Genomic DNA, 25,291 nt, shown 5'->3' with positions numbered 1-25,291 from the left:
GATATCAGTTGTCATTGGCGGGGCGGAAAGCGCCCATGCGGGTGAAGTCTTCAGCGTTGTCGAGCGGGCTTTCGGCCCACAGCTTGGCGACCGCGCCCGAAAGCGGCAGCTCGGCACCGGTGCGCGCTGCAAGTTCACTGGCGAGACGCACGTCCTTGCGCATCAGCCCCATGGTGAAGCCGCTGTCGAAGCGGCCGTTCATCACCCAGGTCGGGAAATGCACTTCGCTGATCATCGACTTTCCGGAGGCGGCATTGAGCACCTTCAGCGCCTCGTCCGGATCAAGCCCGGCGGCAAGCGCCAGCTTCAGGCCTTCGCCCGTTGTCACCATGTGGGCGGCGGCAAGCAGGTTGTTGACGAGCTTGGCGACGTTGCCGGCGCCGCTCGGGCCCACGTGCAAGGCCTTGGCCGACATCGCGTCGATGACGGGGCCCGCAAGGGCGACATCGGCGTCGCTACCGCCGATCATCATCGTCAGCTTGCCGCTTGCCGCACCCGCTGGGCCGCCGGAGACCGGCGCGTCGATGAAGCCGTGGCCGTGGCCGGCAAGGGCAGCTGCCAGATCGCGCGAAACATCCGGCTCCGATGTCGAGGTGTCGATGATGACCACGCGCCGGCCGGCCGCTTTCAGCGCCTCAATGTTGGTCTCGACGACAGCGGCGACATCCTTGGCGGTCGGCAGTGAGAAGACGATGAAATCGGTATCGAAGAAGATCTCGGAGAGTGAGGCGACGGGGGAAACATCGCCTTCGGCGGCAAGGGTACGGCGAGCTTCCGCAAGGTCGAAACCTTTGACCGCAAAGCCCTTGGCGGCCAGCGTCGTCGCCATGCCGAGCCCCATTGCGCCCAATCCCACCACGCCCACTGTCGTTCGTTCCGCCGTCATGATCCGCTCTTCCCTCGTCCGGTTATGATGATCGGACGAAGGTGGCATGCGGGTTTGGGGGCCGGTAGACAGCGCGTCCGGTACAATGCGTTGCTGGCATGGCAACGTCCGTGACGCCGTCGATCGATGCTGCGTTCAGGGAGGCGAGCCACGAAGGACGAGAGAACAGCCGCAACCGGCCGTCAGCCGCGGAACGACTGCATTTCTCTCGCGAGATGCTGGCCGAGCTTTTCGACCGAAAGCGGCAGGCGGCGGTGGGCGCGGACCATCAGATGGGCAGTCGCTTCGCTGAGCAGTGGATCGGCAAGGTCGATCGCCTGCATGGCCCCGCGGGCGATTTCGACGGCGACCGCCGTGCGCGGCAGGAAGGTGACGCCGAGGCCGGCGGCGACGAAGCGGCGCAGCACCTCGATCGAATGGGTTTCGAGCAGCGGCGCCAGCGCAAGGCCTGCATCGGCCGCCACCCGCGCCACCAGCTGCGTCACGCCGTTGCCCTTGCCGAGCAGGGCGCAAGGCGAAGCAAGGCAATCGGCAAGCGCCAGATCGGAGCGCTCGGACAGCGGATGACCTGTCGGTACGATGACACAGAGCGGCTGGCGGGCGATCGACAGCGCGCGGATGCGCGGGTCGGTGAACGGGGTATAGGCGATGCCGATATCGGCATCGCTGTTCGCGATCGCGTCGACCACGTCTTCGGTGCTGCCGAGCTCGACGATGTAGCGCACGTAGGAATGGTCCCGTGAAAACGAGGAGAGCCCGTTTTCGACCAGATCGGCCATGAAACCTTCGCCGCAGCGGATGCGGATGCGGGTCTGTTGCACGCCGCGGATCTGGTCGAGCTGTTCGGCCAGCAGCCCGTTGTCCTCAAGCACCCGCTTGCCGTGCTCGAGCACCAGCTCTCCGGCATCGGTCAGAACCGTGCCGCGGGCAGTGCGCTCGAACAATGACAGGCCGATGTCGCGCTCGGTGTCGGCGATCTGCCGGCTGACGACGGAGGGGGCCAGCCCCATATGCTCGGCAGCGCCCCGGATCGAGCCGATGCGCGCAACCGCCATAAAGATCCTGAGCGCTTTCGCGTCGAGTACGTCCATGGCGGTCATGGATGCGACGGAATCCCTTCGGGGTCAACGACCAAGCGATGTCGCGATCAGCCGTGTCCAGAGGTTTACGCCCTGACCGATGATCGCGTCGTTGAAATCGTAGTGCGGCGAGTGCAGGCCGGGATTCTTGCCCTCGCGCCTCGCGCCGAGCCAGAGATAGCAGCCGGGACGCTCGTCGAGCATGAAGGCGAAGTCTTCCGCCGCCATGCTCGGGGCCGCGTCGATGACCGTCAATTGAGGGTCTGCAGCGGCAACCGAGCGCACGAGCGCGGCCGCTGCCGGGTCGTTGATGGTGGCGGGATAGCGCCGCTGATAGTCGAGCTCGGCCTTGCAGCCGAGCCCTTCGGCAAGTGCGGCCACGAGCGCGCGCATGCGGTTTTCGAGCGTGTCCCCGACCGCCTTGTCGAACCAGCGCGTGGTGCCGCGGATCACGGCCTTCTCCGGGATCACGTTCCAGGCGTCGCCGCCATGGATCTGCGTCACCGACACGACGGCTGCCTCGAGTGGCGAGACGTTGCGGCTGGCGATGGTCTGAAGCGCGGTGACGATCTGGGCGCTGGCGACCAGCGGGTCGGCGCCTTCGTGTGGCATGGCACCGTGGGCGCCGCGGCCGGTAATGGTGATTTCGAAGACGCCGAAGGCGGCCATCATCGCATCGTCGCGGGCGACCACCGAGCCGACGTCGAGTGCGGGCCAGTTGTGCAGGGCATAGACGGCATCGGCCGGATGGTCGCGGAAGAGGCCGTCGGCGACCATGACGCGGGCGCCGCCTTCGGCCTCTTCGGCCGGCTGGAAGATGAAGTGAACGGTGCCGTCGAAGTCCATTTCGCTTGCCTGCCGGGCGGCAGCGAGCAGCATGGCGACATGGCCGTCATGGCCGCAGGCGTGCATCTTTCCCTGCGTCTTCGAGGCATAGGTGACGCCGCTTGTCTCGATAATCGGCAGGGCGTCCATGTCGGCGCGGATGGCAATTGCCCGCTCAGACGTGCCGCGCGTGAGCGTGCCGACGAGACCGGTGCCGCCGTAACCGTTCCTTACGACGATGCCCCATTCGGCAAGCTTGCCGGCGACGAAGGCTGCCGTCTGCCGCTCCTCGAAGGCGAGCTCCGGGTGGGCATGTAGGTGATGACGCCAGCGGATCGTTTCCTCGATGCGCTCGGGGCTGATGTCGTGGCGTTTCATGGCTTGCGTCCTGTCGATCGGGGGGCGGTCGGCCGGCTCTTGCGAGCCGGCCGCATGGTCTCTGTTTAGACAATTCGAGGAGAACCGCCTCGCGATTTTCCTGGAATTGCTCCTATTGGCCGAGGCGCAGGAAGAGGTCGGCGACGACGACGGAGCCCATATAGGTGCCGACCATCACGCAGATCGCGACGATGACGATCTTCCAGCCGGAACGACGGGCGATCGCAAATTCGCTCGCGGTCAGTGCCAGGCCACCATAGGCGAGCGCCGGGGTGGCGAGCGCGAGGAAGTTCAGGTGCTCGACCTTTTCGCTGACCCAGGCAGCTCCGGGAACGCCGGGGATGGTGATCAGGATCGCGATCAGCGAGACCCATGCGACGCTTGGCAGATAGAAGGGTACGAAGCGGGCAAGGGCCAGGCCGACGATGCAGGCGGCATAGAGTGTCGCCATGCCCGGCAGCGCCGTCAGCGGCGAGGTGCCGGTGCCGACCCAGTTGGCGACAAGGCCGATGGCGCAGGCGATCAAAAGCAGGCCGGCATGGCCGACGACGTCGAGCTTGCGCTCGTCCTCGGGGCTGAGCGCGAGATCGTCTGCGTAGTTGGCGGAGGTGTTCTGGTTGGTCATTGTTCTCTCTCCGATCAGGCTGCGGTGCGACGCTCGGACGGGCGCGCCTTGTTGTAGAGCCACTCGGTCAAAGGCAGCGCGACGAACATCCCCACATAAAGCCCGGTGGCATAGGTCAGGATGTTGCTGGCGGCGGCGAGCGCCAGAATGATGTCCTTCTGGTCCGGTACGGCCGCGACCAGTCCGCCGGTGCAGGCGGCCAGCATCGAGCCCGAGCCGACGCCGCAGGACATGGCGAGCGCGCGCACGTCGAAGATGCCGAGACCGTGGATGATTGGCGGCATGATGGCGAAGACGAAGGTGCCGATCAGCGTGCCGGTGGCATAGACGCCCATCGCGCCCGCACCTTCCGGCGAATTGAGGCCGTATTTGTCGGCGATCAGCGCGAGGTTCGGTTCGCGGTCGATCGAATAGGTGGCGCCCACGGCCTCGCGACCCATCTTGAGAAGGAAGACGGCGACCGGGAAGGCGACGATGATGGTGCCGAGATTGCCGAGTTCCTGGAGCACCAGCGCCGGGCCGGCCTCGATGATCTTGGAGATCTGCGGACCCACGGTCGTGCCGAACTTGGCGATGAACGGCATGATGGCGACGGTGATCATCGCGCCGGAAAGCTTGACCGCATCGCGCGACAGGAACTTGCCGGTCGCCTTGAAAATGGCAGGATTGAAGGCGATGCCGAGCGCAAAGGCGTAGAGGATCGGCAGGAAGATGACGGTGCCGATGCCGATCGGGAGGCGTTGAATGCCGATCAGCTCGGAGGCGATGACGATCGCCAGCACAAGGATGTGCAGATAGAGCGCGCCCGAGGCGGCTCCGGTTTTCCCGGTCATGATGTTCTCCTCTGGTTGGGAGCCAGTTGTTGTTCTTTGCCCAGCGTTCACAGTAGGGGCTGAGGGCAAATTGCGGCTAGCCGGCCGGCAAGCAACGAAGTGTTGCGATTTGAGCAACGGGCTCCCCGTCGCTGCGGCGGCAATCGGGACCCTTCCCGCAGCGCCTTCGAGTCATAGCTTCATTCCTGCATCGTATTCCAGTTGGCGCCTGACGAATCGTCGTCGCCTCTGTCCTTGCTGTTGCACAGCGGGCAAGGGGAGCCAAGCGCAATTCCCCTCCATTGCTCGGAATGCTGCACAGCTTTGCGCACCTCCTCCCTGCCGCTTGCCATCGCTCCAGGCCGGCTCTGAAAATTCGCTGAAAACCCCCATTGAAATCGATTACATTTTCTGGCTTCATAGCTTTCGCAAGATTTGGGAGGATCTTATGAAGACATTTATCGCCGCAGCGCTTGGCGCTGTCGCAACCATCGCCATTTCCGCTTCTTTCGCTCATGCCGAGACGTTCAAGATCGGCCTGTCCAATGGCTGGGTCGGCAGCGAATGGCGCACGCAGATGATCGACGAGGCCAAGGAGGCGGCTGCGAAGTGGAAGGACAAAGGCGTCGACGTCGAGGTCTCGGTCCAGAGCGCCAATGTCGACGTGCCCGGGCAGATTGCGCATGTGCGCAACTTCATCGCCGAGGGCGTGAACGCCATCATCATCAACCCCAACAGCCCGACGGCCTTTGATCCGATCTTCGCCCAGGCGAAGGAAGCCGGCATCCTGGTGATCGCGACGGACGCCGAGGTCTCGTCGCCGGACGCGACCTATGTCGGCATCGACCAGACGGCCTGGGGCGCTTCCGGCGCCAAGTGGCTTGCCGAAACGCTTGGCGGCAAGGGCAAGGTGGTCGCGATCAACGGCGTTGCCGGCCACCCGGCCAACGAGATGCGCGTCGCCGGCTACAAGGGCGTGTTCAAGGACTTCCCGGATATCCAGGTGGTCAACGAAGTCAACGCCAACTGGGATCAGGCGCAGGGCCAGCAGGCGATGCAGAACATCCTTGCCACTTACCCTGATATCAACGGCGTCGTCGTGCAGGACGGCATGGCGGCCGGCGCCTGGAAGTCGATCATGGACGCCGGCAAGACCGGGCAGATCGCCGCAACCGGCGAAATCCGCAAGGACTTCATCGATCTGTGGATGAAGGACAAGCTGAACTCCGGCGCGACCGTCAACCCGCCGGGTGTCATGGCGAGCGCGCTCAACGTCGCCGTGCTGATGCTGCAGGGCAAGGAGCTGAAGGAACCGGCAACGGCCGGGCAGTACAAGAACGCCATGTACCTGCCGATCCCGTTCATCGATAGCAAGAACCTTGGCGACGCGGCCAAGCAGCTCGACGGCAAGCCGGGGTACTATTCCTATACCAGCGCGCTGTCGATCGACGACGCGACGGCCCTGTTCAAGTAAGTTCCGATCCGCCGGGCAGCTCGGATCGAGTTGCCCGGCAACCGGTGTCGGCGAGTGTCGGGTATCGATGCCGCCGGACACGAAAATCGCCGCATGAGAACCGCGCCGGGCGCGATCGACAATGTGATGCGGCAAGCAACCAAATGACGGGCGACAGCCGATGTCGAAACTGAGACTGAACGGCGTGAGCAAGGCTTACGGCGCAACGCTGGCTCTACGCCGCGGCGATCTGGAGATCGCCGGCGGAGAGGTGCACGTGCTGATGGGCTCCAACGGTTCGGGCAAGAGCACGCTGTGCAAGATCATCGCCGGCAGCGTCCGGCCGGATGGCGGCCAGATCCTGATCGACAACAAGGCGGTTACGATCTCGGGGCCGCAGGATGCGCGCGCGGCGGGCATCGGCATCTTCTACCAGGAGCTCAGCCTTGCGAACCACCGGTCGGTCGAGGAGAACATCTGTCTCTCGGCGTTGCCGGTCAAGGGCGGGCTCTTTGTCGACCGGGCGGTGCTGACGGCGCGGGCGGCCCGCTACATCGCACTTTTCAGCGACGTTGCGGGCGAGGGATTTCACGCGCAGGCGCTCGTCGGCAACCTTCGGGCCGACCAGCGGCAACTGGTCGAAATCATGAAGGCGCTCGCCAGCGAAGCGCCGATCCTGATTTTCGACGAGCCGACCTCGGCGCTCGACCGCGCGCAGGTGGACCGCTTTTTCGAAATTCTGCGCGATCTGAAGGCGCAAAATCGCGGCATCATCTTCATTTCACACCGGATGGACGAGATCACTGCCATCGGCGACCGCGTGACGATCATCCGCGACGGTGAGACGATCGAGACGCTCAAACTCTCAGAGACGGATCCGGCAACGGTGATCCGTCTGATGGTTGGCGGGGCAAGCGATATGCCGGCCGCGCGCTCCTCCGCGCCTGCGGCCGTTGCAGGCGAGGCCAAGGCAGCGATTTCAGTTCGCAATCTCACCGGCAAAGGCTTTCGCGACGTCAGCTTCGACGTGGCCGAGGGTGAGATCCTCGGCCTCGGCGGCCTGCACGGCCAGGGGCAGTCGGCGCTGCTGCGCGCGATCTTCGGGGCAAGCACCGTGACATCCGGAGAGGTGACGATCGGCGGCCAACGCTACCATGCGAAGAGCCCGCGCGACGCCATCCGCAGCGGCTGCGCCTATGTCTCCGGCGACCGCGGCCGCGACGGCGTCATCAGCGGCCGACCCATCCTCGAAAACGTCACGCCGATCCACGCTCTGCGCGACCGGCTGATGCTTGCCCGCCCATCGAGCCTGACGCGCAAGGCCATGCCGGCGCTGGAGGCGATGCGCACCAAATTCGCAAGCCTGTCTCATCCGATCAATTCGCTCTCCGGCGGCAACCAGCAGAAGGTGATCATCGCTCGCTGGCTGATCGACCGGCCCGACGTGCTTCTGCTCGACGACCCGACCAAGGGCATCGATCTCCAGGCCAAGTCCGATCTCTTCACGCTGATCCGGCAACTCGCTGCCGAGGGCCTCGGGATCCTGCTCTATTCGTCCGAGGACGCCGAGTTGCTCGGCAACGCCAACCGCATCCTCGTCTTCAACGGCGGCTCGGTGACGCGTGAACTGACCGGCGACGACCGAACCCGCTACAACCTCTACCAGGCTGCATACGAGGCCGCATGATGACGTCGACCGCGACAGATATCCGATCGTCCGGTGCGGGCGGCCTCAGGTCCTGGCTGGAGCGCTACCCCTTCCTGCCGGCACTGGTCATCGTCGTCGCACTGCTGGCGCTGAACGGCATCTTTTCGCCCAACAGCCTGAGCTTCCGCTCGATCACGGGGCTCTTCAGCACCTACATAGCGCTGATCATGCTGGCGATCGCCCAGACCTATGTCGTTTCTGCCGGTGACATCGATCTGTCGGCCGGTGCGACGCTGTCGCTGGTCAATGTCGCGATCGTCGTCCTGATGGAGCGCTGGGGTGGTGGTGCCGGTGCCGTCCTGCTTGCGCTGGCGCTGGGCATGGTCGTCGGGCTTGCCTGCGGGCTCATCAACGGCATCGTCGTCGCCGCCCTCCGGCTTCAGGCGATCGTCGCCACATTCGCGACAAGCATATTTTTCACCGGCCTTGCGCTCTACGTGATGCCCGTCGCCGGCACGCCGGCGCCAGCCCTTTTCTGGCGCACCTATGGCGGCCGTCTGCTCGGCCTGCCCTTCGTCTTTTATGTGCTTGCCGCACTTGCGGTCCTGCTTTTCCTGATGTCGCGGACCCGTATCGTCAAAGAACTGCTTGCCGTTGGCGACGATCAGCAGGCGGCCTACCAGACTGGGCTTCCGGTCGTTGCCATCCGCATCAAGGGCTATCTGCTCTGCGGCGTTTTTTCCGGGCTCGCCGCCTTCTGCCTGACCGGCGATACGGCAAGTGGCGATCCGCTGGTCGGCGGCAAGATGACGCTCTATAGCGTCGCCGCCGTCGTCCTTGGCGGCAGCGCCCTTGCCGGCGGCTGGACGACGGTCGTCGGCTCGCTCTTCGGCGCGCTGACCATCGGCCTCGTCAATTCGCTGGTTTTCTTCATCGGCACGCCGTCGGAATGGCAGAATTTCGTCCAGGGCCTTGCCATCCTCATGGTGCTGATGGCCGGCGTGCTCGCCGGCCGGAGGGCCCGCGCATGAGTACCCTCGCCACATTCTTCAGGCAGCCGCTTGTCGTCGCCCTCATCCTGATCGTCGCCCTGCTGTTCCTCGGCGAAAGCCTGTCGCCGGGCTTTGCCTCGGCCGACCAGATCCTGCGCCTCCTGATCGTCGCTTCGCTGCTCGGCATCGTCGCGGCCGGCCAGAACGTCGTCATTCTCGGTGGGCGCGAGGGCATCGATCTCTCGGTCGGCGGTGTCGTGTCGCTCTCTGCGATCATTGCCGGCAATGTCATGAACGGTGCTGATGGCGGCATCCTGCCGGCCGTCATCGCATGCCTTGCCGCCGGCGCCTTCTTCGGTCTCTTGAACGGTCTAGGCGTCACGCTTCTGCGCATTCCGCCGCTGGTGATGACGCTCGGCATGCTCGGTGTGCTGCAGGGGCTGCTCGTCGTCATCCGCAACGGCATTCCGTCTGGCCGCGCGGCACCCGGCCTCTCGGCCTTCGTCACCCAGCCATTGGTGCTCGGCATTCCCGGCATCATCTGGCTATGGGTCGCCATCGGCCTCTTCATGGCCTTCATGCTCGGCCGCACCGTCTTCGGCCACCGCATCTACGCGATCGGCTCCAACGAACACGCCGCCTATATGGCCGGCGTGCCGGTGCGCCTCATGCGCATCGGCCTGTTCATGATCTCCGGCATGTTTGCGGCGATTGCGGGCCTCTGCCTGCTCGGCTATTCCGGCTCCTCCTTTGCCAATGTCGGAGAGCAATACATGCTGTCATCGATCATCGCCGTCGTCTTCGGCGGCACCTCGCTTGCCGGAGGGAGGGGCGGCTATACCGGCACGATGGCCGGTGCTTTGCTGCTCGTCATCCTCCAGGGCATCCTGACGACCGTCAACATCGACGAGTCGGGCCGTCAGATGGTGTTCGGCGCGACGCTGCTGCTGCTGATGCTGTTTTACGGTCGCGGAAGGGCGATGCGGGCATGAGCGAGCGGCCGAAGATCAAGGACATCGCGGAGAAAGCCGGCGTTTCGGTCGCGACCGTTTCCCGTGCATTGAGCGGCTCCAGCCTGGTGACCGACGAGACGCGCAAGCGCATCGACGCACTTGCCCGAGCACTCAACTACCGGCCGAATGTCAGCGCGAGAAACTTGAGGACGCGGCGGTCGATGTCGGTGCTGCTCGTCGTGCGCGACGTCGGCAACCCCTTCTATCTCGAGATCCTCAAAGGCGTGGAGGCGACCGCGCGGGCGGCGGGCTACGCCGTGCTGATGGGCAATACCGAGAACGACCCGGATCGCGAGGTCGAATATTTCAACATGCTGCGCGACGGCCATGCCGATGGCATGATCCTGATGACCGGCAAGCTACCCACCTCCGAGCCGGGCGACAGCGCCGCTTTTTCTCACCTGCCCATCGTCGTCGCGCTCGAAATGATCGAAACGGAAGGGTTTCCACATGTCGAGATCGACAACGTGGCCGCGGCGCGGGAGGCCGTCGAGCACCTGATCGGCCTTGGGCACACACGTATTGCGCATATCGCCGGCCCATTGCCTGAGGTGATGGCGAGCCATCGGCGTGACGGCTACCGGCTGGCGATGCGGCAGGCCGGTCTGCCGGTCCCCGAGGGCTATGAGGTGCGTGGCGACTACCTCCTGGAGACCGGCGAGACCTGCGCTGCGGCTCTCTTTGACCTGCCGGAGCCTCCGACCGCGATTTTCGTCGGCAACGACGAGATGGCCTATGGCGCGATCCATGCGTTGCGAAGGCTCGGCCGCGATGTGCCCGGCGACGTCTCGGTCGTCGGCTTCGACGACCTTTATCTCAGCAAGGCTTTCTATCCGCCGCTGACGACGGTCAGCCAGCCGCGCGCCGAGATCGGCCGCACGGCGATGTCCCTGCTTTTAGGCATTCTCTCAAGCGACGATGCCGCGCCCACTTCGAAGGTGGTTTTGCCGACCACGCTCAACATTCGCGGCAGCACCGCGCCGCCAAGGAAATAACCGAACGCAACGAAACCGGACGATTTCAGGCGGTACGCCGTTTTGCGACCTCCTGGAATTGCCAAGGAACGACCCGGGAGATGAGAATGACTGAGCACCCCAAGCAGACGCTGCGCGTCGGTTTCGTCGGATCGGGCTTCATCGCCCATTTCCACCTGAAATCGATGATCGGCGTGCGCAATGTCGAGGTCACCGGCGTCTTCAGCCGCAAGCCGGAAAACCGGGAGAAGTTTGCGAAGGAGGTCGAAGCCCTCGGTCTCGGCGCCTGCCGTACCCATGGGACCCTTGAGGCGTTGCTGACGGCGGACGATGTCGATGCGATCTGGATCCTCTCGCCCAACTACACCCGCGTCGATGTCATGCGCTCGCTGCACAAGGCGGTCAAGGATGGCCGCAGCAAGGTTTTCGCGGTCGCCTGCGAGAAGCCACTGGCGCGCACCGTCGCCGAGGCGCGCGAAATGCTGTCGCTGGCCGAGGATGCCGGGCTCAACCATGGCTATCTCGAAAACCAGGTCTTCTGCACGCCGGTCCTGCGCGGCAAGGAGATCATCTGGCGGCGCGCGGCGTCGACCACCGGCCGCCCCTATCTGGCGCGGGCGGCCGAGGAACACGCCGGCCCGCACGAGCCCTGGTTCTGGCAGGGCGACAAGCAGGGTGGTGGCGTGCTCTCCGACATGATGTGCCACAGCGTCGAGGTCGCCCGTTACCTGCTGACAGCACCCGGTGCTCCGCGCAACTCGCTGAAGATCAAGGCGGTAAACGGGACCGTCGCCAACCTCAAGTGGACCCGGCCGCATTATGCCGAGCAGCTCAGCAAGCGCTTCGGCAACGAGGTCGACTACCGCAACCGCCCGTCCGAGGATTTCGCCCGCGCGACGGTGACGCTGGAGGATGAGGACGGCAACGAACTGATGATCGAGGCGACCACCTCCTGGGCCTATGTCGGCGCAGGGTTGCGCATCCAGCTGGAATTGCTCGGGCCGGAATATGCGCTCGAGTACAATTCGCTCTCGACGGGCCTGAAGATCTTCATGTCGCGCGAGGTCAGGGGCTCGGAAGGCGAGGATCTTGTCGAGAAGCAGAACGCCGAGCAGGGGCTGATGCCTGTGCTCGAGGATGAGGCCGGCGTCTACGGCTATACCGATGAGAACCGCCATATGGTCGAGTGCTTCCGCAAGGGCGAAAAGCCGCTCGAAACCTTCGAGGACGGGCTTGCCGTCGTCGAGATGCTGATGGGGCTCTACCGGTCGGCCGAAATCAACGCGACGCTGCATTTCCCGGCCCCCGAGCTGGAGCACTATGTGCCAGTTGTCGCGCGCCGGGGTGCCGCCTGAGCTAAAGCCCGAACGGAGCCGCCGCCGACGTCAATGGGCGCCACGCATCCCTGCATCCGTCGGGAAGGGACGTGTGGCGCCTCAGGCGACGCGGCGGTTTTGCGCCCAGTCAACCCGTTGCGCTGACCGTCTGTCGGAAAAAGTGCCGACGCGCCGGAATAAACGCCACCACCTTCCGTTTGCCCTCCCACGACACCAGCCAACGGCCTTCGTGCGGCGCGATTGCTGCGCGCGTTGGCTGAAGCAAAGGAGAGCAGCCATGACAGCCACCCCGATGATCGCCCCGCACGCGGATCTTGTCGCCGTGGACACCGCACATCGTATCGATGGGCAGATGCCTGTCAGCCAGGTGCGCCAGCTGGTCGGCGCCATGCTCGTCGCCTTTGCGGGCGTCCTGATCTTTCTTGCAGCGGACGGGCTGACGCTGCCCATGCGTCTCGCGCTGATGGTCTTTGCCACGACCCTTGTCTGCTGGACGATCTTCGACTTGCCGGAAACGCCGGTGGCCCTCGGCGGCGCGGCGGCGCTTGCCGTCACCGGGGCCGTCGACGAAAAGGCGGTCTATGCGGCGCTGGGCAACGACATCGTCTGGCTGATGCTGGCGGCCTCGGTGATTGCGGCGGTATTGCAGGCGTCGGGCCTGGTGGAGCGATTGGCCTTCCGGCTGCTTGCCCGCTTCCGCGATGTGAACCGGCTTTTCTGGGCCGTGACGCTGGCGATCTTCGTGACCGCCTTCGTCATTCCGTCGACCTCGGCGCGGGCGGCGATTTTCATGCCGGTCTTTCTCGGGCTTGCGTCGACCATTGGCCGTCCCGGCGTCACGCGGGCGCTCGCCCTGTTGTTCCCGTCGGTCATCCTGCTTTCGGCCGCGGCATCGCTGACGGGTGCCGGCGCGCACCTCGTCGCCGCCGATTTCATGCGCCGCAGTGGCGGTGCCGCACCGGGCTTTCTGGAGTGGGCGCTGCTTGCGGGCCCCTTCGCCCTCATGGCGAGCCTGATTGCCTGCGGCCTGATCCTGCGCTTCTTTCTCGATGACGCGGACCGTCGCTTCAACCTCGATGCTCCGGCAGCGTCGGCCGAAAGGCGCCCCTTGTCCGGGCGCGACAGGACACTCCTCGCCGTGACCCTTTCGATTGTCGTTGCGCTCGCAACCTCGGACCTGCACGGCATCGCGCTGCCGATCGTGGCCCTTCTCGGCGCGCTGGTCATGGCATCGGAAAAGGTGACGGGCATGCCGTTCCGCAAGGCGCTGAAGGGGGTGGAATGGAACCTCCTGCTGTTCCTCGCAGGCACGCTCGTCATCGGCGAGGCCTTGCTTTCGACCGGAACTGCGACCGTGCTCGCCGACCGCCTGATCGGCGCCTTCAGCCTGATCGGCAAGCCGCCGGCCTGGCTCGTCGTTATCGCCACCATCGTCGTCGCCACCTTCGCGCATATCGTCATCGCCTCGCGAACGGCGCGGGCAACCGTGCTCATTCCGGCGGTCGCGTTGCCGCTCGCGGGCTTCGGCGTCCGTCCGGAAGTCCTGATCATGGCTACAGCCATTGGTAGTGGATTCTGCCAGACCCTGATGGTTTCGGCCAAACCCGTCGCGCTCTTCGGCGGCATGGAGCCGTCAGCGTTCAGCCCGTCCGACCTCTTGCGCCTGGCGGTGATGCTTGCGGTCCCGTTCATCACGCTTCTGGCGCTGGTCGCGCTGGTCATCTGGCCAGCTCTGGGCTTCGCGTGATGAAAATAAACTATTGATATAATTACTATTTATGAGCCGGCGCAGGATTTGCGCCGGCTCTTTTTCTTTTCTGTCATCCAGCATCGAATTTGTCGTCCGTGCGCGGAATAAAGCGCGCCGGATCCCGTTTCTCCCTTGCATCCGCATTGTCACAAAAGTGCAAGGAGACTGTCACATGACACTTACCATTCTGGTTGCACCCTCCGGTTTCAAGGAAAGCCTCTCGGCGGAGGAAGCCGCCGATTGCATCGAGAAGGGCGTGCTGCGCGCCTGCCCGAATGCCGAAGTCATCAAGGTGCCGATGGTCGACGGCGGCGAAGGCTTCACCAAGGCGCTCGTCGCGATCACCGGCGGTACACTGCACGAACTGACGGTGACCGGCCCGCTCGGCGAACCGGTTGCCTCCCACTTCGGGTTCCTCGGCGGAAAAGGCGAACGCACCGCCGTGATCGAGATGGCGGCCGCCGCCGGGCTGAGGCTGGTGCCACGCGACCGCCGCAACCCTTGCATCACCACGAGCTACGGTGTCGGCGAGCTTGTCCGCGCGGCGCTTGACGCCGGCGCGCGCCGGATCCTGCTCGGCTGCGGCGACAGCGGCATCAATGATGGCGGCGCCGGAATGGCGGCCGCACTTGGCGTGAAGCTGCTTGACCGCGACGGCCAGCCACTGGACGCCGGCGGAGCGGCACTCGGAGGCCTCGCCCGCATCGATCTCTCGGCCCGTGATCCGCGTCTTGCCGACGTGCGCATTGATGCCGCCGTCAACTGGCACAACGTGCTGCTCGGCGAGCGCGGCGTCGCCCGTGTCTTCGGCCCGCAAAAGGGCGCGACGCCGGAGCAGGTCGAAATACTGGCACAGGCGATGGAGACCTATGCCGCCGCCATCGGCGCGACCACCGGCATCGCGGTCGGTGCGGCGCCCGGCGCCGGGGCATCCGGCGGCCTCGGCGCGGCCGTCATGGGGCTGCTCGGTGGTGCGCTGCATCCGCGCTACGACATTGTCATGCGCTATCTCGATCTCGACACCATGATCGCCAAGGCGGATCTCGTCATAACCGCTGAAGGCAGCCTTGACGGCCAGACGCCGTTCGGCAAGGTGCCGGCCGAAGTCGGGCATCGGGCAAAGGAGGCGGGACGCCCCGTCATCGCGCTCGCCGGCACGATCGGCAAGGGCGTCGCCCTCAATTTCGATCACGGCATCGATGCGTTCGCCTCGATCCTCAAGGCGCCGTGCACGCTCGACGACGCGATCAGCGCCGCGCCGAAACTGCTGGTGCGTGCGGCGGAAGACGCCGTGCGCATGGTGCGCGTCGGCATGCAGCTGAACGAACGTGGGCTGGCGGCCTGATCAGCAGATCACCGGTTCCGGCGGGGTGGCGGCAGCTGCCTCCCGCTGGAGCCGCCGCTTGCGGTATCCGCGCCGGCTCTACGATTTTCCCTCGCTTAGCGCTGACGCCTACGACCTGCAGAGCCGGCTTGCGTCGAGGACGCCCCAGCCGAATACCGGGTCCTTGCCGGGCGCGCCCAGATCCTCGGTCGAAGCCGTCACGAGCCTGGCGATTTCCTCCGCCGTCATCTCCGGGTTCGAGGCTCTCAGAATGGCGACGGCGGCGGTGACGAAGGGTGCCGCAAACGACGTGCCGGTGCGGGGAGCCGCCCCTTCGATGGATGCTGCGGTCCAGACGCTGGCGCCGAGGGCTGCGACATCGATATGGTCGCCACGGCCGGCGCGGCGATATGGCTTGAAATTGCGATCGACGGCGGTCACGGCGATCATGGCGGGATAGGCGGCGGGATAGACGGGCTTTGCTCTCGGACCGTCGTTTCCGGCGGCAGCCACCTGCGGGATGTTGCGCTCGGCGACCAGTGCGACCGTCTTCTCAAGCAGCAGGTTGTGGGGCCCGGCGAGGCTCATGTTGATGACGGCGACCTTGCGCGACGCGAGCAGGTCGATGGCCCGAACCAGATCATAGGTCTCGGCCAAATCGGTTTCGCCGCGCGTGCGCCGAAACGCGTCGACGGCAATCAGCTCGGCATTGCTGAGCAGTCCAGGCGCCCGACTGTCCTGACGACCGGCGATGAGGGCTGCGACCGCTGTTCCATGCTGCTTGCCCGAGGCCGGCGCCTCTTCGTCTGTCAGCCTGACGATCTCGAGCTTCACGCCTTTGAGTGCGGGATGGGCGGGATTGATCGCCGTATCGATCAGGCCGATCGGACCGGCTGCCGTGCAGGCTGCCGTGCCGTCCGGAGAAGGCCAGCCGATGGCGCTGCGCACAAGGGCACAGCCCCCGTCGGCGCAGGGTGTGGACGAAGCCGCGTTTTCGTTGGGCTCGAAATAATGATTGAAGTCGGCGATGGCGTCGGGCGCTGCGTCGGCGATTTCGCGCCGGGCATCGTCGAGCGTCATGCCCCTCGGGACGCCGAGTTTGACGATTTCCGTGGGCAAAAGGCCGAGCGGTGCGCGGGATCTGGTGGTAAAGCCGCGCGTCTCGAGACGCTGTAGCGCGGGCTCGTCGAGGCCGAGCGCGACGATCTCGTCAGCGGCGTGGGTTGGGCGCCGGACCGGGACGCGGCGCGTTTCGGTGCGCTTTTCCGGTGTTCGGCGGAAGAGGTCGAAGAGGTTGCCGCCACCGCGCCAGGTGCCGCCTGAGCCACGATCGTCGGAACTGCGCGACGAGCCCCCGCCACCGCCGCTGCTGCCGCCGTCGTCATCGTCGTCGTCCGCATGCGCCGGGGAAATGAGGGAAAAGCCTGATATGCCGGGATTGCGGCCATCGCCGAACGACAGATCGACGGAGATCGCTGCAAGGCCCGAGATCGACAGGGCAGTCAAACGAAGCAGGCGTTTCTTCACGGGTCTCTCCATGGCTTGGCGCGGTCCCCGCGGCGGCTTACCGTGAACGGCAGCGACGGCGATGGTGACTTTCGCGTGTGCTTCACATATCGCTCAACGGATGAATGGACAAATTATTCCCCCGCGCGACCGACACGCCGCAAGGAGCGCCCGATGACGGATCAAAACGTCGCCTTCGGCGAGCGCCTTGTCGCCTTCCTGCCGAACCTGCGCCGCTTTGCCATCTCGCTCTGCCGCTCGCGCGATGTCGCCGACGACCTGGTGCAGGCGGCGTGCGAGAAGGCGCTTGCCGGCTCGGAGCGGTTCGAAGAAGGCACGCGTTTCGATGCGTGGATGTTCCGCATCCTGCGCAATCTCTGGATCGACCAGTTGCGCCGCCAGAAGACGGCCGGCCCGACCGAAGAGATCGAGGCGCAGCCTGAACTCGCCGTTCCCTCGGGCGAGGCAGGTGCGGACGCGCGCATGGCACTCAAAAGCGTGGCGACGGCGATCGACCAGCTCGTGCTTGAGCAGCGCGAAGTGCTGCTTTTGACCTGCGTCGAGGACCTTTCCTACAAGGAGGCGGCAGATGTGCTGGGAATTCCGATCGGCACGGTCATGAGCAGGCTTGCCCGGGCGCGCAAAAATCTTGCCGAGGCCACGGGAATAGAACCGGCGACCGTGCGTTCACAGGACATGAGAGGCGGGACGAGATGAGTGAGACCGAATTCAGCGACGAAATCCTGATGGCGTTCGCCGATGGCGAACTCGACGACGAGACGACGCGTCGCGTCGAAGCGGCGCTTGAGACCGACGACGCACTGATGGCGCGTGTTGCGATGTTCATGGAAACGCGGGCGGCCGCGAGCGAGGCGCTGAAGCCGATGCTCGACGAGCCGGTGCCGGACGAACTGGCGCGCAAGGTTCGGGCCATGGCGGCTAGCGCGAGCGATGCACATCGTGCCCGGCCTGTCGAAACGCCTGTTCTTGCCGACGAAAACGTCGTTGAATTCCGCCGTCCGGCCGATCGTGCGGCCGCACGCCCTGTTTCAAGATCGATGATGGCGATGGCCGCCTCGCTGCTCGTGGTTGCCGGCGCCGCGGGCGGATATCTGCTGCGTGGTGGCGTGCCCGAGAGCCCGCAGACGATGAACGTTGCCGGCGCGATCGGCGCGCCGTTGGCGGCGATCCTCGATCGATCGCCTTCCGGCGAGGAGGTCGGCGTCGATGGCGGCACGGCCAAGGTCAGGCTGGTGTCGTCCTTCGCGCTTGGAAATGGTCAGCTCTGCCGCGAATACGAGCTGACGCAGAGCGGGCAGCCCGACCTGGTTTCGGTTGCCTGCCGGGGCGCTTCCGTCTGGCAGACACAGCTTGCCATCGCCAGGCCGACATCCGGCGAGGGCTATGCGCCGGCTTCGTCGCTTGAGACCATCGATGCCTATCTGGCCTCGATCGGCGCCGGCGAGCCCCTTGATGCGGACGCTGAAAAGAAAGCGCTTGCCGGTTCGAAGTAGGCCGTTCAGCGCGTTCGTTCGATCGGCACCGTGAGCCCGACCTTGACCGGATCCATCGTCACGAAGGTGCGGAAGCGCCTGATGTTCGGGTTGCCGAAGAACATGCGGCGGGTGAAGGCTTCATAGTCGGCCATGGTCGGTACGATGACGACAAGCATGAAGTCGACGTCGCCGGTCACGTAGTAACATTGCTGCACCTCTGGTGCTGCGGTGAATGCTGCCTTCGCCGCGTCGAGCAGGGCAATCTGCTCGCTCTCGACTTCCACCTCGACGAGGATCGTCAGCGCCTGATTGACGGAGACCGGATCGACCACGGCGACATTGGCGCTGATAACACCGGTTTCCTCCATGCGCTTGATCCGCCGCTGGACGGCGGGCGCGGAGAGATTGACCGCCTCGCCGATCTGGCGCTGTGGCGTTGTGTTGTCCTTCTGCAGTATGGCGAGGATCGCAAGGTCGAATTGGTCCAGTTGCGGAGATGGTTTCAAGGCGGGCATGCGATCCTCGGCGATTTACAAACTTGCACAGTTGGCATTGATTTAGAGCGCATTTATCGCCGCGGATGAAATAGATTTTCGCGCAGTCAGGGAGATTGCGCCTATGTTTCATATCAACACGCACGCCGATTTCGGCCGCGCCCTTACGCCTGAGGATGCAGGCCTGCTTTCGCCTGCCGCCGCCGAGGCGGTCGAGCAGCATTTCGCAGAGCGTCCGGATCACCGGCCGACGCCACTGCATGCGCTGCCGGCGCTTGCGGACGAACTCGCCGTCGCCGGCGTCTTCGTCAAGGACGAAGGCCATCGCCTCGGGCTTGGCAGCTTCAAGGCGCTCGGCGGGTCCTATGCGGTGATCCGGCTGGTGCTCCAAGAGGCGGCAAGCCGGCTTGGCTGCAGCCTTGACACGCAAGACCTCTCCCGGCCCGACGTTCGGGCGGCGGCAGCGTCGATGACCTTCGGCTGCGCCACGGACGGCAATCACGGCCGCTCCGTCGCCATGGGCGCCCGGCTCGTCGGCGCGCGCTCGGTGATCTTCGTCCATTCGGGCGTCAGCGAACAGCGCATCGCCGCCATCGCGCATTATGGCGCCGAGATCGTCCGGGTCGCGGGAACCTACGACGATTCCGTGGCGGAAGCGGCGCGCGTCTGTGACGTGAACGGCTGGACCGTTGTTTCCGATACGTCCTGGCCCGGCTACGAGGCCATCCCCGGCCTGGTGATGCAGGGCTACACGGCACTCTTGAGCGAAGCGTTGAGGCAGATGGAGAAGCCGCCGACCCATGTCTTCGTGCAGGCCGGTGTCGGCGGCATCGCAGCGGCGACCGCCGGGCACCTGGCGCTTCGCTTTGGGGCCGATCGGCCGCGCTTCGTCGTCGTCGATCCGGCGCGTGCCGCCTGCCTCTACGAGACGGCCAAGGCGGGGCATCCCGTCAAAGTGGCGCATGGCGAGCCGACGATTATGGCGATGCTCGAATGCTACGAACCGTCACTCGTCGCCTGGCGTATTCTGTCGCGCGCGGCTGACGCGTTCATGACCGTCGACGAAGAGGATGCCGTTTCAATCATGAACCGGCTCGCGCGCCCGAAGGGCAAGGATCCGGCGATCGTCGCCGGCGAAAGCGGTGGGGTAGGCCTTGCAGGCCTGCTGGCGGTTGCCGCCGATCCGGCCTTGCGCGAGGCGATCGGATTGACCGCGCAGTCGCGCGTCTTCGTCATCAACACCGAAGGCGCGACCGATCCGGAACGTTATGAAGCGCTCGTTGGCCTGTCGCCGGGCGCGGTCGCCGGCGCTTCGAGCCAAGGGGTCTAAGCCATGGCTGAAATGAACTTTGACCGGCTTGTCGCCGCTATGACCGAATGGCGGCGCGACCTGCATGCGCATCCGGAATTCGGCTTCGAGGAACAGCGCACCGCCGCCTTCGTGGCGGCGAAGCTTCGGGAATTCGGGCTCGACGAGGTCGTGGAAGGGGTCGGCGGCACCGGTGTCGTCGGTCGGCTGAAGCGCGGCAGCGGCAATCGCGCCATTGCACTTCGCGCCGACATGGATGCGTTGAAAATCGCGGAACAGGGGGAGGCGCCCTATCGATCGACCCGGCCCGGCACCATGCATGCCTGCGGTCACGACGGCCACACGACGATGCTGCTGGGGGCCGCAAAACTCCTGGCGGAAGATGGAGGGTTCGACGGCACCGTGTGCTTCATCTTCCAGCCCGCCGAGGAATGGGGAAGGGGTGCGCTCGCCATGCTCGAAGACGGGCTGTTGCAGCGCTTCCCGTTCGACGAGATCTACGGGCTGCACAACATGCCGGGGCTGCCGGTCGGCCGCTTCGAAACCCGCGTCGGCGCGATCATGTCGGCGGAGGACAATTTCGAAATCGTGCTGAAAGGCGTCGGCGGACATGCCGCCCGACCGCACTGGGGCAACGAGACGTTGGTCGCCGCCTGCGCCACGGTCGTCAATCTGCAGACGATCGTCTCCCGCCGCCTGTCGCCGGCCGACATCTCCGTGGTTTCCGTGACCGAGCTTCTGACCGACGGAACGCGCAATGCGCTGCCGGGTCTTGCCCGCATTCTCGGCGACGCCCGCAGCTTCTGCCCGGAGGTCAGCGCCAAGATCGAGGCGGAGATGCGGATGATCGCCAAAGGCACGGCGGATGCGTATGGCTGTGAGGTCGAGGTCAACTACACCCGCGAATTCGTTCCGCTGGTCAACGACAAGGCGCTGACCGGGCATGCCTTTGCGGCGGCGGAAGCCGTGTTCGGCTCAGCGAATGTCGCGGCCGCCGCCGAGCCGATGACCGGGTCGGAAGATTTCGCGCGCTTCCTCGAGCACGTGCCGGGCTGCTTCGTCTTCATCGGCAACGGCGAGGCGTCGGCACCGCTGCACAATCCACGCTACGACTTCAACGACGACGCCCTGATTTTTGGCGCGCGTTATCACGCCGAAATCGCCAGGCAGCGGCTCGCGCCCACCGATCACGCTTGAACAGGACAATGACATCCATGCACAGCATCAATGCGGAGCGCCTCATCGGCCGGATCCGGGAACTCGGAGACATCGGCCGCGATGCAGAGGGCCGACTGACCCGGCTTGCCGGATCAGCCAACGACAAGGCCGGCCGCGATCGCCTCGTCGGCTGGGTCGAGGCGGCCGGGCTTGAGGTCGCCATCGACCGGATCGGCAACATCTTCGGCATCTGGCGCGGGGAAGGCAATGCCGGCCATGCGCCTCTCATGCTCGGCTCGCACATCGATACCGTGATCAATGCCGGCATCTATGACGGTTGCTACGGCGTGCTTGCTGCGCTCGAAGTGATCGAGACGCTGAAGGACCTTGGCGTGACGCCGGCCCGACCGATCGTGGTTGCCGCCTTCACCAATGAGGAGGGCGTGCGTTTTGCGCCCGACATGCTTGGCTCGCTGGTCCATGTCGGCGGTCTTGCGGTCGACGCGGCGCTTGCGACCATTGGCACGGATGGCGCGGTGCTGGGCGAAGAACTCGCGCGGATCGGCTATGCCGGCAATGTCGAGCCGGGGCACTTGCAGCCTCACGCCTATGTCGAGCTCCATATCGAGCAGGGGCCGGTGCTGGAACGGGAGGGCACGGCGATCGGTGCGGTCGAGAACCTGCAGGGTATCTCCTGGCAACGGGTGACGATCGATGGCGTCGCCAACCATGCCGGCACGACGCCGATGGCGATGCGGCGCGACGCCGGTCTTGCCGCCGCGCGCGTCGGCCTGTTCTTGCGCGAACACATCGCTCGCTCAAACGCACCGAGCGTCGCAACCGTCGGCACGATGCGATACGAACCGGACGCGATCAATGTCATCCCGTCGCGCGCGGTCTTCACCGTCGATCTGCGCGACCCGGACGAGGAACGGCTGCAGGCATTGGAAGCGGTGCTCGCGGACTTCCTTGCCCGCGTCGCAGAGGAGGAGGGCGTCGAGATCTCGGTCGAGCGCCTGGCGCGCTTCCAGCCGGTGGTCTTCGATCCGGCCATCGTCGCGGCCATCGAGGCGTCGGCACGCACACGAGGCCTCAAAAGCCGGCGCATGACGTCGGGTGCCGGCCACGATGCGCAGATGCTCGCCCGCATTGCGCCGACCGCGATGATCTTCGTGCCCAGCCGCGACGGCATCAGCCACAATCCGCGGGAGCACACCGAGCCGGACGATCTCGCCGCCGGTGCGAACGTGTTGCTGGATGTGGTCGAGCGGATTGCTTGCAGCGGCTGAAAAGAGGGCTGGGAATAGGCGCGGCGGGAATGCCCTGCCGCCTGCCGGTTCTCGAGCGTCAGGATCCGTTTTTTACACGCATCCGCAGTCCGGTTTCGAGAAAGGGCGCGGGCCCCGTTTGTTGCAGCGCAGTCGACGCCTCTTCAGGGCTCTCAGTTCGTGTGAATGGTCTTCTGCCGGGCAGAGGATTCAGGCTGGCTCCGCTCGCCGCGCTTTTCGGGCGTCTGGCGGAACAGGTTCAGGAAATTGCTGCCGCCGTGCCAAGTGTTGCCGCTTGGGCCGTAATCCCGTTGATCGCGCAGGGTCGGGCGGTCCTCGCTGTGGGTAGCGCTGTCGATAGCGGCGCCTCCGCCGCCCGCGCCGGTACCGCCGGGCTCAAGGCCGGGCTCTGGGCCTGCGCCGCTGCCGTCGCCGCTGCCCCAATCGCCGCCACCCGCGTTTCCGCCACCCACCGCGCCGTCGCTTCCGCCGCCCCCGGCGGTTCCGCCATCTTGGTCGCCGCCACCGGTGCCATTTTCGCCGGACCCGTTGCCGGCGTCAGCATCCTCCGCATGGGCGGTGGAAATCAAGGATGAACCCGCGGCAAAACGGCCGCTGCCGTCGAGGCGTGGCAGGTCTCCCGCCAGTACCGCAAGGCCGCCTATCGACAGGGCGGTCAGTCTCAGCAGGCGTATCTTCACGTCATTTCCTCGTAAACGGCGTTTTCGTCGTCCCGCAGATGCGCCGCAGAAGGCGGCAGCCTTGCGTGAATGACGGATTTCGCCGGTGGCGACCTTTGCGTGAACCCTACATATCGTTCAACCGATGAGGGGACAAGTTATTCCCCTGTCACACACAAGCATCCGCCCAGCCGCCGGAAGGGGCCGCGACCGGCCCCTTCCTCGCCATGCCGCCTTGCCTATTCGGCTGCGCCGGCCGCACCCTCCACCGGCATGTAGAGGTCGCCACCCTCGCGGTATTTCGCGGCCATCGCCTCCAGCCCCTCCTTCTGCGCCTCGGCGCGGATGTCGTGCGAGATCCGCATCGAGCAGAATTTGGGGCCGCACATCGAGCAGAAATGCGCGACCTTGTGGGCCTCTTTCGGCAAGGTCTCGTCGTGGAAGTTTCGGGCCGTCTCCGGGTCGAGCGAGAGGTTGAACTGGTCCTCCCAGCGGAACTCGAAGCGGGCGCGCGAGAGCGCGTCGTCACGCACCTGGGCTGCCGGATGCCCCTTGGCGAGGTCGGCGGCATGCGCTGCGATCTTGTAGGTGATGACGCCGACCTTGACGTCGTTGCGGTCGGGCAGACCGAGGTGCTCCTTCGGGGTGACGTAGCAGAGCATGGCGGTGCCGAACCAGCCGATCATCGCCGCCCCGATGCCGGAGGTGATGTGGTCGTAGCCTGGCGCAATGTCGGTCGTCAGCGGTCCGAGCGTGTAGAACGGTGCCTCGCCGCAGACGGCGAGCTGCTTGTCCATGTTCTCCTTGATCTTGTGCATCGGCACATGGCCGGGGCCTTCGATCATGACCTGGCAGTCTTTGGCCCAGGCAATCTTCGTCAGCTCGCCGAGCGTTTCGAGTTCGGCGAACTGCGCCGCATCGTTGGCGTCGGCGATCGAGCCGGGACGCAGGCCATCGCCGAGCGAGAAGGAGACGTCATAGGCGCGGCAGATGTCGCAGATCTCCTCGAAATGCTCGTAGAGGAAGCTCTCGCGGTGGTGATGAAGACACCACTTGGCCATGATCGAGCCGCCGCGCGAGACGATGCCGGTGACGCGGTCGACGGTGAGCGGGATGTAGTGCAATCGCACGCCGGCATGGATGGTGAAATAGTCGACGCCCTGTTCGGCCTGCTCGATCAGCGTGTCGCGATAGACCTCCCAGTTGAGATCCTCGGCAATGCCGTTGACCTTTTCCAGCGCCTGGTAGAGCGGCACCGTGCCGATCGGAACCGGCGAATTGCGGATGATCCATTCGCGGATGTTGTGGATGTTGCGGCCGGTCGACAGGTCCATGACGGTGTCGGCGCCCCAGCGCGTTGCCCAGACCATCTTCTCGACCTCTTCCGCCATCGACGAGGTAACGGCGGAGTTGCCGATATTGGCATTGATCTTCACCAGGAAATTTCGGCCGATGATCATCGGCTCGGATTCCGGGTGATTGATGTTGGCGGGCAGGATGGCGCGGCCGCTTTCGATCTCCTGGCGCACGAATTCGGGCGTCACATGGTCGGGGACGTGGGCGCCGAAGCTTTCGCCGTCGCGGGACTTGGCGCGTGCCGCGTCGCGGCCGAGGTTCTCGCGGATCGCCACGAATTCCATCTCCGGCGTGATGATGCCGGCGCGGGCATAGGCGAGCTGCGTCACCGCCTTGCCGGCCACGGCTTTCAGCGGCGCGTGCTGGAACGGGAAGGTCGGCGTCAGCCGCTCGCCGCTGGCAAAGCCGTTATCCTCCGGGCGGACGATGCGGCCGTCATAGGTCTCGACGTCGCCGCGGCCGACGATCCAGTTGCGGCGCAGGCGCGGCAGGCCCGCCTCGATGCTGATCTCGGCACCGTCGGCGGTGTAGGCGCCGGAGGCGTCATAGACCGTGACCGGCGGTTCGCCCGAGGTCGGGTGCAGTGCGATCTCGCGCATGGGCACGCGGATGTCCGGATGGAGAACGCCCGGTTTGTGGATCTTGCGCGAGGCCGGAAGCGGGCCTTGCGTGACCGAGAGGGCTGCGGGTTTGGTGGCAATATTCATGATGAGGCTCCAAGTTGCGGTTGGAGACCCAGTTCTGATGCCGGAAAGATGAAAGACGCGCCGCCGGACGACCGAACAAGCGGAGTCCTGGCTTCGATATCTGCACCGTCCCTACGCCAGTATGAACTGGATCAGGTTCAACGGGTCACTGCGCTACAGCCGGCAAGCCGACCATCCAGCAGTATCTCAGCCCCTTGACGGGACCCCCCTGGTGAATGCCT

The 25,291-nt window shown here is 65.4% G+C and carries 22 protein-coding genes and 1 riboswitch; of the genes, 13 read left to right on the top strand and 9 right to left on the bottom strand.

The annotated features are described in order from the left end of the window. Positions 1-4: 4 nt before the first annotated feature. From VGO12_RS10890 to VGO12_RS10870, 5 genes are all read right to left on the bottom strand, one after another. Positions 5-934 carry an NAD(P)-dependent oxidoreductase gene (locus VGO12_RS10890; protein WP_327512764.1) on the bottom strand — a complete coding sequence of 310 codons (930 nt, stop codon included), beginning with the start codon at positions 932-934 and terminating at the stop codon, positions 5-7. A gap of 134 nt (positions 935-1,068) precedes the next feature. Beyond that, positions 1,069-1,986 (bottom strand): LysR family transcriptional regulator, encoded by a 918-nt coding sequence (locus tag VGO12_RS10885; RefSeq protein ID WP_327512763.1) that lies wholly within the window; start codon positions 1,984-1,986, stop codon positions 1,069-1,071. Positions 1,987-2,010: 24 nt separating this feature from the next. After that, positions 2,011-3,168 carry a M20 aminoacylase family protein gene (locus tag VGO12_RS10880; RefSeq protein ID WP_327512762.1) on the bottom strand — a complete coding sequence of 386 codons (1,158 nt, stop codon included), beginning with the start codon at positions 3,166-3,168 and terminating at the stop codon, positions 2,011-2,013. 112 nt (positions 3,169-3,280) lie between these two features. Next, entirely contained in the window at positions 3,281-3,793 is a 513-nt protein-coding gene (locus VGO12_RS10875) for a hypothetical protein (RefSeq protein WP_327512761.1), read from the bottom strand. A 14-nt stretch (positions 3,794-3,807) separates the two neighbouring features. Further along, the gene (locus tag VGO12_RS10870; RefSeq protein WP_327512760.1) at positions 3,808-4,626 is read right to left on the bottom strand and encodes a DUF3100 domain-containing protein; all 819 of its coding nucleotides are present in this window, start codon (positions 4,624-4,626) and stop codon (positions 3,808-3,810) included. 427 nt (positions 4,627-5,053) lie between these two features. Here VGO12_RS10870 and VGO12_RS10865 point away from each other — a divergent pair, with 427 nt between their 5' ends. The 8 genes from VGO12_RS10865 (at position 5,054) to VGO12_RS10830 (ending at position 15,117) form a co-directional block, all read left to right on the top strand. After that, positions 5,054-6,079: an ABC transporter substrate-binding protein gene (locus tag VGO12_RS10865; RefSeq protein WP_327512759.1), complete on the top strand. Its 1,026-nt coding sequence runs from the start codon at positions 5,054-5,056 to the stop codon at positions 6,077-6,079. Positions 6,080-6,239: 160 nt separating this feature from the next. After that, positions 6,240-7,745, top strand: coding sequence for a sugar ABC transporter ATP-binding protein (locus VGO12_RS10860; RefSeq protein WP_327512758.1), 1,506 nt, complete (start codon positions 6,240-6,242; stop codon positions 7,743-7,745). Beyond that, positions 7,745-8,737: an ABC transporter permease gene (locus VGO12_RS10855; protein WP_327512768.1), complete on the top strand. Its 993-nt coding sequence runs from the start codon at positions 7,745-7,747 to the stop codon at positions 8,735-8,737. The genes VGO12_RS10860 and VGO12_RS10855 overlap by 1 nt, the downstream gene beginning before the upstream one ends. After that, positions 8,734-9,690, top strand: a complete 957-nt coding sequence (locus tag VGO12_RS10850) for an ABC transporter permease (protein WP_327512757.1) — start codon at positions 8,734-8,736, stop codon at positions 9,688-9,690. The genes VGO12_RS10855 and VGO12_RS10850 overlap by 4 nt, the downstream gene beginning before the upstream one ends. Beyond that, positions 9,687-10,706, top strand: coding sequence for a LacI family DNA-binding transcriptional regulator (locus VGO12_RS10845; protein WP_327512756.1), 1,020 nt, complete (start codon positions 9,687-9,689; stop codon positions 10,704-10,706). The genes VGO12_RS10850 and VGO12_RS10845 overlap by 4 nt, the downstream gene beginning before the upstream one ends. Before the next feature lie 86 nt (positions 10,707-10,792). After that, positions 10,793-12,040 carry a Gfo/Idh/MocA family oxidoreductase gene (locus VGO12_RS10840; RefSeq protein ID WP_327512755.1) on the top strand — a complete coding sequence of 416 codons (1,248 nt, stop codon included), beginning with the start codon at positions 10,793-10,795 and terminating at the stop codon, positions 12,038-12,040. A 259-nt stretch (positions 12,041-12,299) separates the two neighbouring features. Beyond that, positions 12,300-13,769 (top strand): SLC13 family permease, encoded by a 1,470-nt coding sequence (locus VGO12_RS10835; protein WP_327512754.1) that lies wholly within the window; start codon positions 12,300-12,302, stop codon positions 13,767-13,769. A 175-nt stretch (positions 13,770-13,944) separates the two neighbouring features. Further along, a complete protein-coding gene (locus VGO12_RS10830; protein WP_327512753.1) occupies positions 13,945-15,117 on the top strand; it encodes a glycerate kinase in 1,173 nt (390 codons plus the stop codon). A gap of 108 nt (positions 15,118-15,225) precedes the next feature. On the opposite strand, the gene VGO12_RS10825 is transcribed toward VGO12_RS10830, so the two are convergent. Beyond that, positions 15,226-16,623 (bottom strand): S8 family serine peptidase, encoded by a 1,398-nt coding sequence (locus VGO12_RS10825; RefSeq protein ID WP_327512752.1) that lies wholly within the window; start codon positions 16,621-16,623, stop codon positions 15,226-15,228. A 153-nt stretch (positions 16,624-16,776) separates the two neighbouring features. On the opposite strand from VGO12_RS10825, the gene VGO12_RS10820 reads away from it, so the two are divergent. Both VGO12_RS10820 and VGO12_RS10815 read left to right on the top strand, forming a co-directional pair. After that, a complete protein-coding gene (locus tag VGO12_RS10820; RefSeq protein ID WP_327512751.1) occupies positions 16,777-17,319 on the top strand; it encodes an RNA polymerase sigma factor in 543 nt (180 codons plus the stop codon). Next, positions 17,316-18,116: an anti-sigma factor gene (locus VGO12_RS10815; RefSeq protein ID WP_327512750.1), complete on the top strand. Its 801-nt coding sequence runs from the start codon at positions 17,316-17,318 to the stop codon at positions 18,114-18,116. The genes VGO12_RS10820 and VGO12_RS10815 overlap by 4 nt, the downstream gene beginning before the upstream one ends. A 5-nt stretch (positions 18,117-18,121) precedes the next feature. Here the strand turns inward: VGO12_RS10815 and VGO12_RS10810 are convergent, their stop codons facing one another. Continuing rightward, positions 18,122-18,613, bottom strand: a complete 492-nt coding sequence (locus VGO12_RS10810; protein WP_327512749.1) for an Lrp/AsnC family transcriptional regulator — start codon at positions 18,611-18,613, stop codon at positions 18,122-18,124. A gap of 103 nt (positions 18,614-18,716) precedes the next feature. On the opposite strand from VGO12_RS10810, the gene VGO12_RS10805 reads away from it, so the two are divergent. The 3 genes from VGO12_RS10805 to VGO12_RS10795 are packed head-to-tail and all read left to right on the top strand — an operon-like array spanning position 18,717 to position 22,348. Then, entirely contained in the window at positions 18,717-19,922 is a 1,206-nt protein-coding gene (locus VGO12_RS10805; RefSeq protein ID WP_327512748.1) for a diaminopropionate ammonia-lyase, read from the top strand. Positions 19,923-19,925: 3 nt separating this feature from the next. Further along, positions 19,926-21,098: a M20 aminoacylase family protein gene (locus tag VGO12_RS10800; protein ID WP_327512747.1), complete on the top strand. Its 1,173-nt coding sequence runs from the start codon at positions 19,926-19,928 to the stop codon at positions 21,096-21,098. Positions 21,099-21,115: 17 nt separating this feature from the next. Next, a complete protein-coding gene (locus VGO12_RS10795) occupies positions 21,116-22,348 on the top strand; it encodes a Zn-dependent hydrolase (RefSeq protein ID WP_327512746.1) in 1,233 nt (410 codons plus the stop codon). Between the two features lie 152 nt (positions 22,349-22,500). Here the strand turns inward: VGO12_RS10795 and VGO12_RS10790 are convergent, their stop codons facing one another. Next, positions 22,501-23,028, bottom strand: coding sequence for a hypothetical protein (locus VGO12_RS10790; RefSeq protein WP_327512745.1), 528 nt, complete (start codon positions 23,026-23,028; stop codon positions 22,501-22,503). A 218-nt stretch (positions 23,029-23,246) separates the two neighbouring features. Beyond that, a complete protein-coding gene (gene thiC, locus VGO12_RS10785) occupies positions 23,247-25,070 on the bottom strand; it encodes a phosphomethylpyrimidine synthase ThiC (protein ID WP_327512744.1) in 1,824 nt (607 codons plus the stop codon). Positions 25,071-25,160: 90 nt separating this feature from the next. Next, positions 25,161-25,290, bottom strand: a riboswitch (TPP riboswitch). Position 25,291: the final 1 nt, after the last annotated feature.

This window comes from Ensifer sp. (genome assembly GCF_035999135.1).
Taxonomy (GTDB): Bacteria; Pseudomonadota; Alphaproteobacteria; order Rhizobiales; family Rhizobiaceae; genus Ensifer.
Note: the sequence above shows the minus strand (reverse complement) of the source record. Positions and strands in the feature narration are given on the sequence as shown.

What these genes read in the sequence shown, in the direction of transcription:
- VGO12_RS10835 (WP_327512754.1), top strand. Translation starts at nt 12,300, where the DNA reads ATGACAGCCACCCCGATGATCGCCCCGCACGCGGATCTTGTCGCCGTG.
- VGO12_RS10890 (WP_327512764.1), bottom strand. Translation starts at nt 934, where the DNA reads ATGCCACCTTCGTCCGATCATCATAACCGGACGAGGGAAGAGCGGATC.
- VGO12_RS10840 (WP_327512755.1), top strand. Translation starts at nt 10,793, where the DNA reads ATGACTGAGCACCCCAAGCAGACGCTGCGCGTCGGTTTCGTCGGATCG.
- VGO12_RS10885 (WP_327512763.1), bottom strand. Translation starts at nt 1,986, where the DNA reads ATGACCGCCATGGACGTACTCGACGCGAAAGCGCTCAGGATCTTTATG.
- VGO12_RS10805 (WP_327512748.1), top strand. Translation starts at nt 18,717, where the DNA reads ATGTTTCATATCAACACGCACGCCGATTTCGGCCGCGCCCTTACGCCT.
- VGO12_RS10865 (WP_327512759.1), top strand. Translation starts at nt 5,054, where the DNA reads ATGAAGACATTTATCGCCGCAGCGCTTGGCGCTGTCGCAACCATCGCC.
- VGO12_RS10815 (WP_327512750.1), top strand. Translation starts at nt 17,316, where the DNA reads ATGAGTGAGACCGAATTCAGCGACGAAATCCTGATGGCGTTCGCCGAT.
- VGO12_RS10860 (WP_327512758.1), top strand. Translation starts at nt 6,240, where the DNA reads ATGTCGAAACTGAGACTGAACGGCGTGAGCAAGGCTTACGGCGCAACG.
- VGO12_RS10870 (WP_327512760.1), bottom strand. Translation starts at nt 4,626, where the DNA reads ATGACCGGGAAAACCGGAGCCGCCTCGGGCGCGCTCTATCTGCACATC.
- VGO12_RS10810 (WP_327512749.1), bottom strand. Translation starts at nt 18,613, where the DNA reads ATGCCCGCCTTGAAACCATCTCCGCAACTGGACCAATTCGACCTTGCG.
- thiC (WP_327512744.1), bottom strand. Translation starts at nt 25,070, where the DNA reads ATGAATATTGCCACCAAACCCGCAGCCCTCTCGGTCACGCAAGGCCCG.
- VGO12_RS10820 (WP_327512751.1), top strand. Translation starts at nt 16,777, where the DNA reads ATGACGGATCAAAACGTCGCCTTCGGCGAGCGCCTTGTCGCCTTCCTG.
- VGO12_RS10875 (WP_327512761.1), bottom strand. Translation starts at nt 3,793, where the DNA reads ATGACCAACCAGAACACCTCCGCCAACTACGCAGACGATCTCGCGCTC.
- VGO12_RS10800 (WP_327512747.1), top strand. Translation starts at nt 19,926, where the DNA reads ATGGCTGAAATGAACTTTGACCGGCTTGTCGCCGCTATGACCGAATGG.
- VGO12_RS10855 (WP_327512768.1), top strand. Translation starts at nt 7,745, where the DNA reads ATGACGTCGACCGCGACAGATATCCGATCGTCCGGTGCGGGCGGCCTC.
- VGO12_RS10850 (WP_327512757.1), top strand. Translation starts at nt 8,734, where the DNA reads ATGAGTACCCTCGCCACATTCTTCAGGCAGCCGCTTGTCGTCGCCCTC.
- VGO12_RS10880 (WP_327512762.1), bottom strand. Translation starts at nt 3,168, where the DNA reads ATGAAACGCCACGACATCAGCCCCGAGCGCATCGAGGAAACGATCCGC.
- VGO12_RS10845 (WP_327512756.1), top strand. Translation starts at nt 9,687, where the DNA reads ATGAGCGAGCGGCCGAAGATCAAGGACATCGCGGAGAAAGCCGGCGTT.
- VGO12_RS10830 (WP_327512753.1), top strand. Translation starts at nt 13,945, where the DNA reads ATGACACTTACCATTCTGGTTGCACCCTCCGGTTTCAAGGAAAGCCTC.
- VGO12_RS10795 (WP_327512746.1), top strand. Translation starts at nt 21,116, where the DNA reads ATGCACAGCATCAATGCGGAGCGCCTCATCGGCCGGATCCGGGAACTC.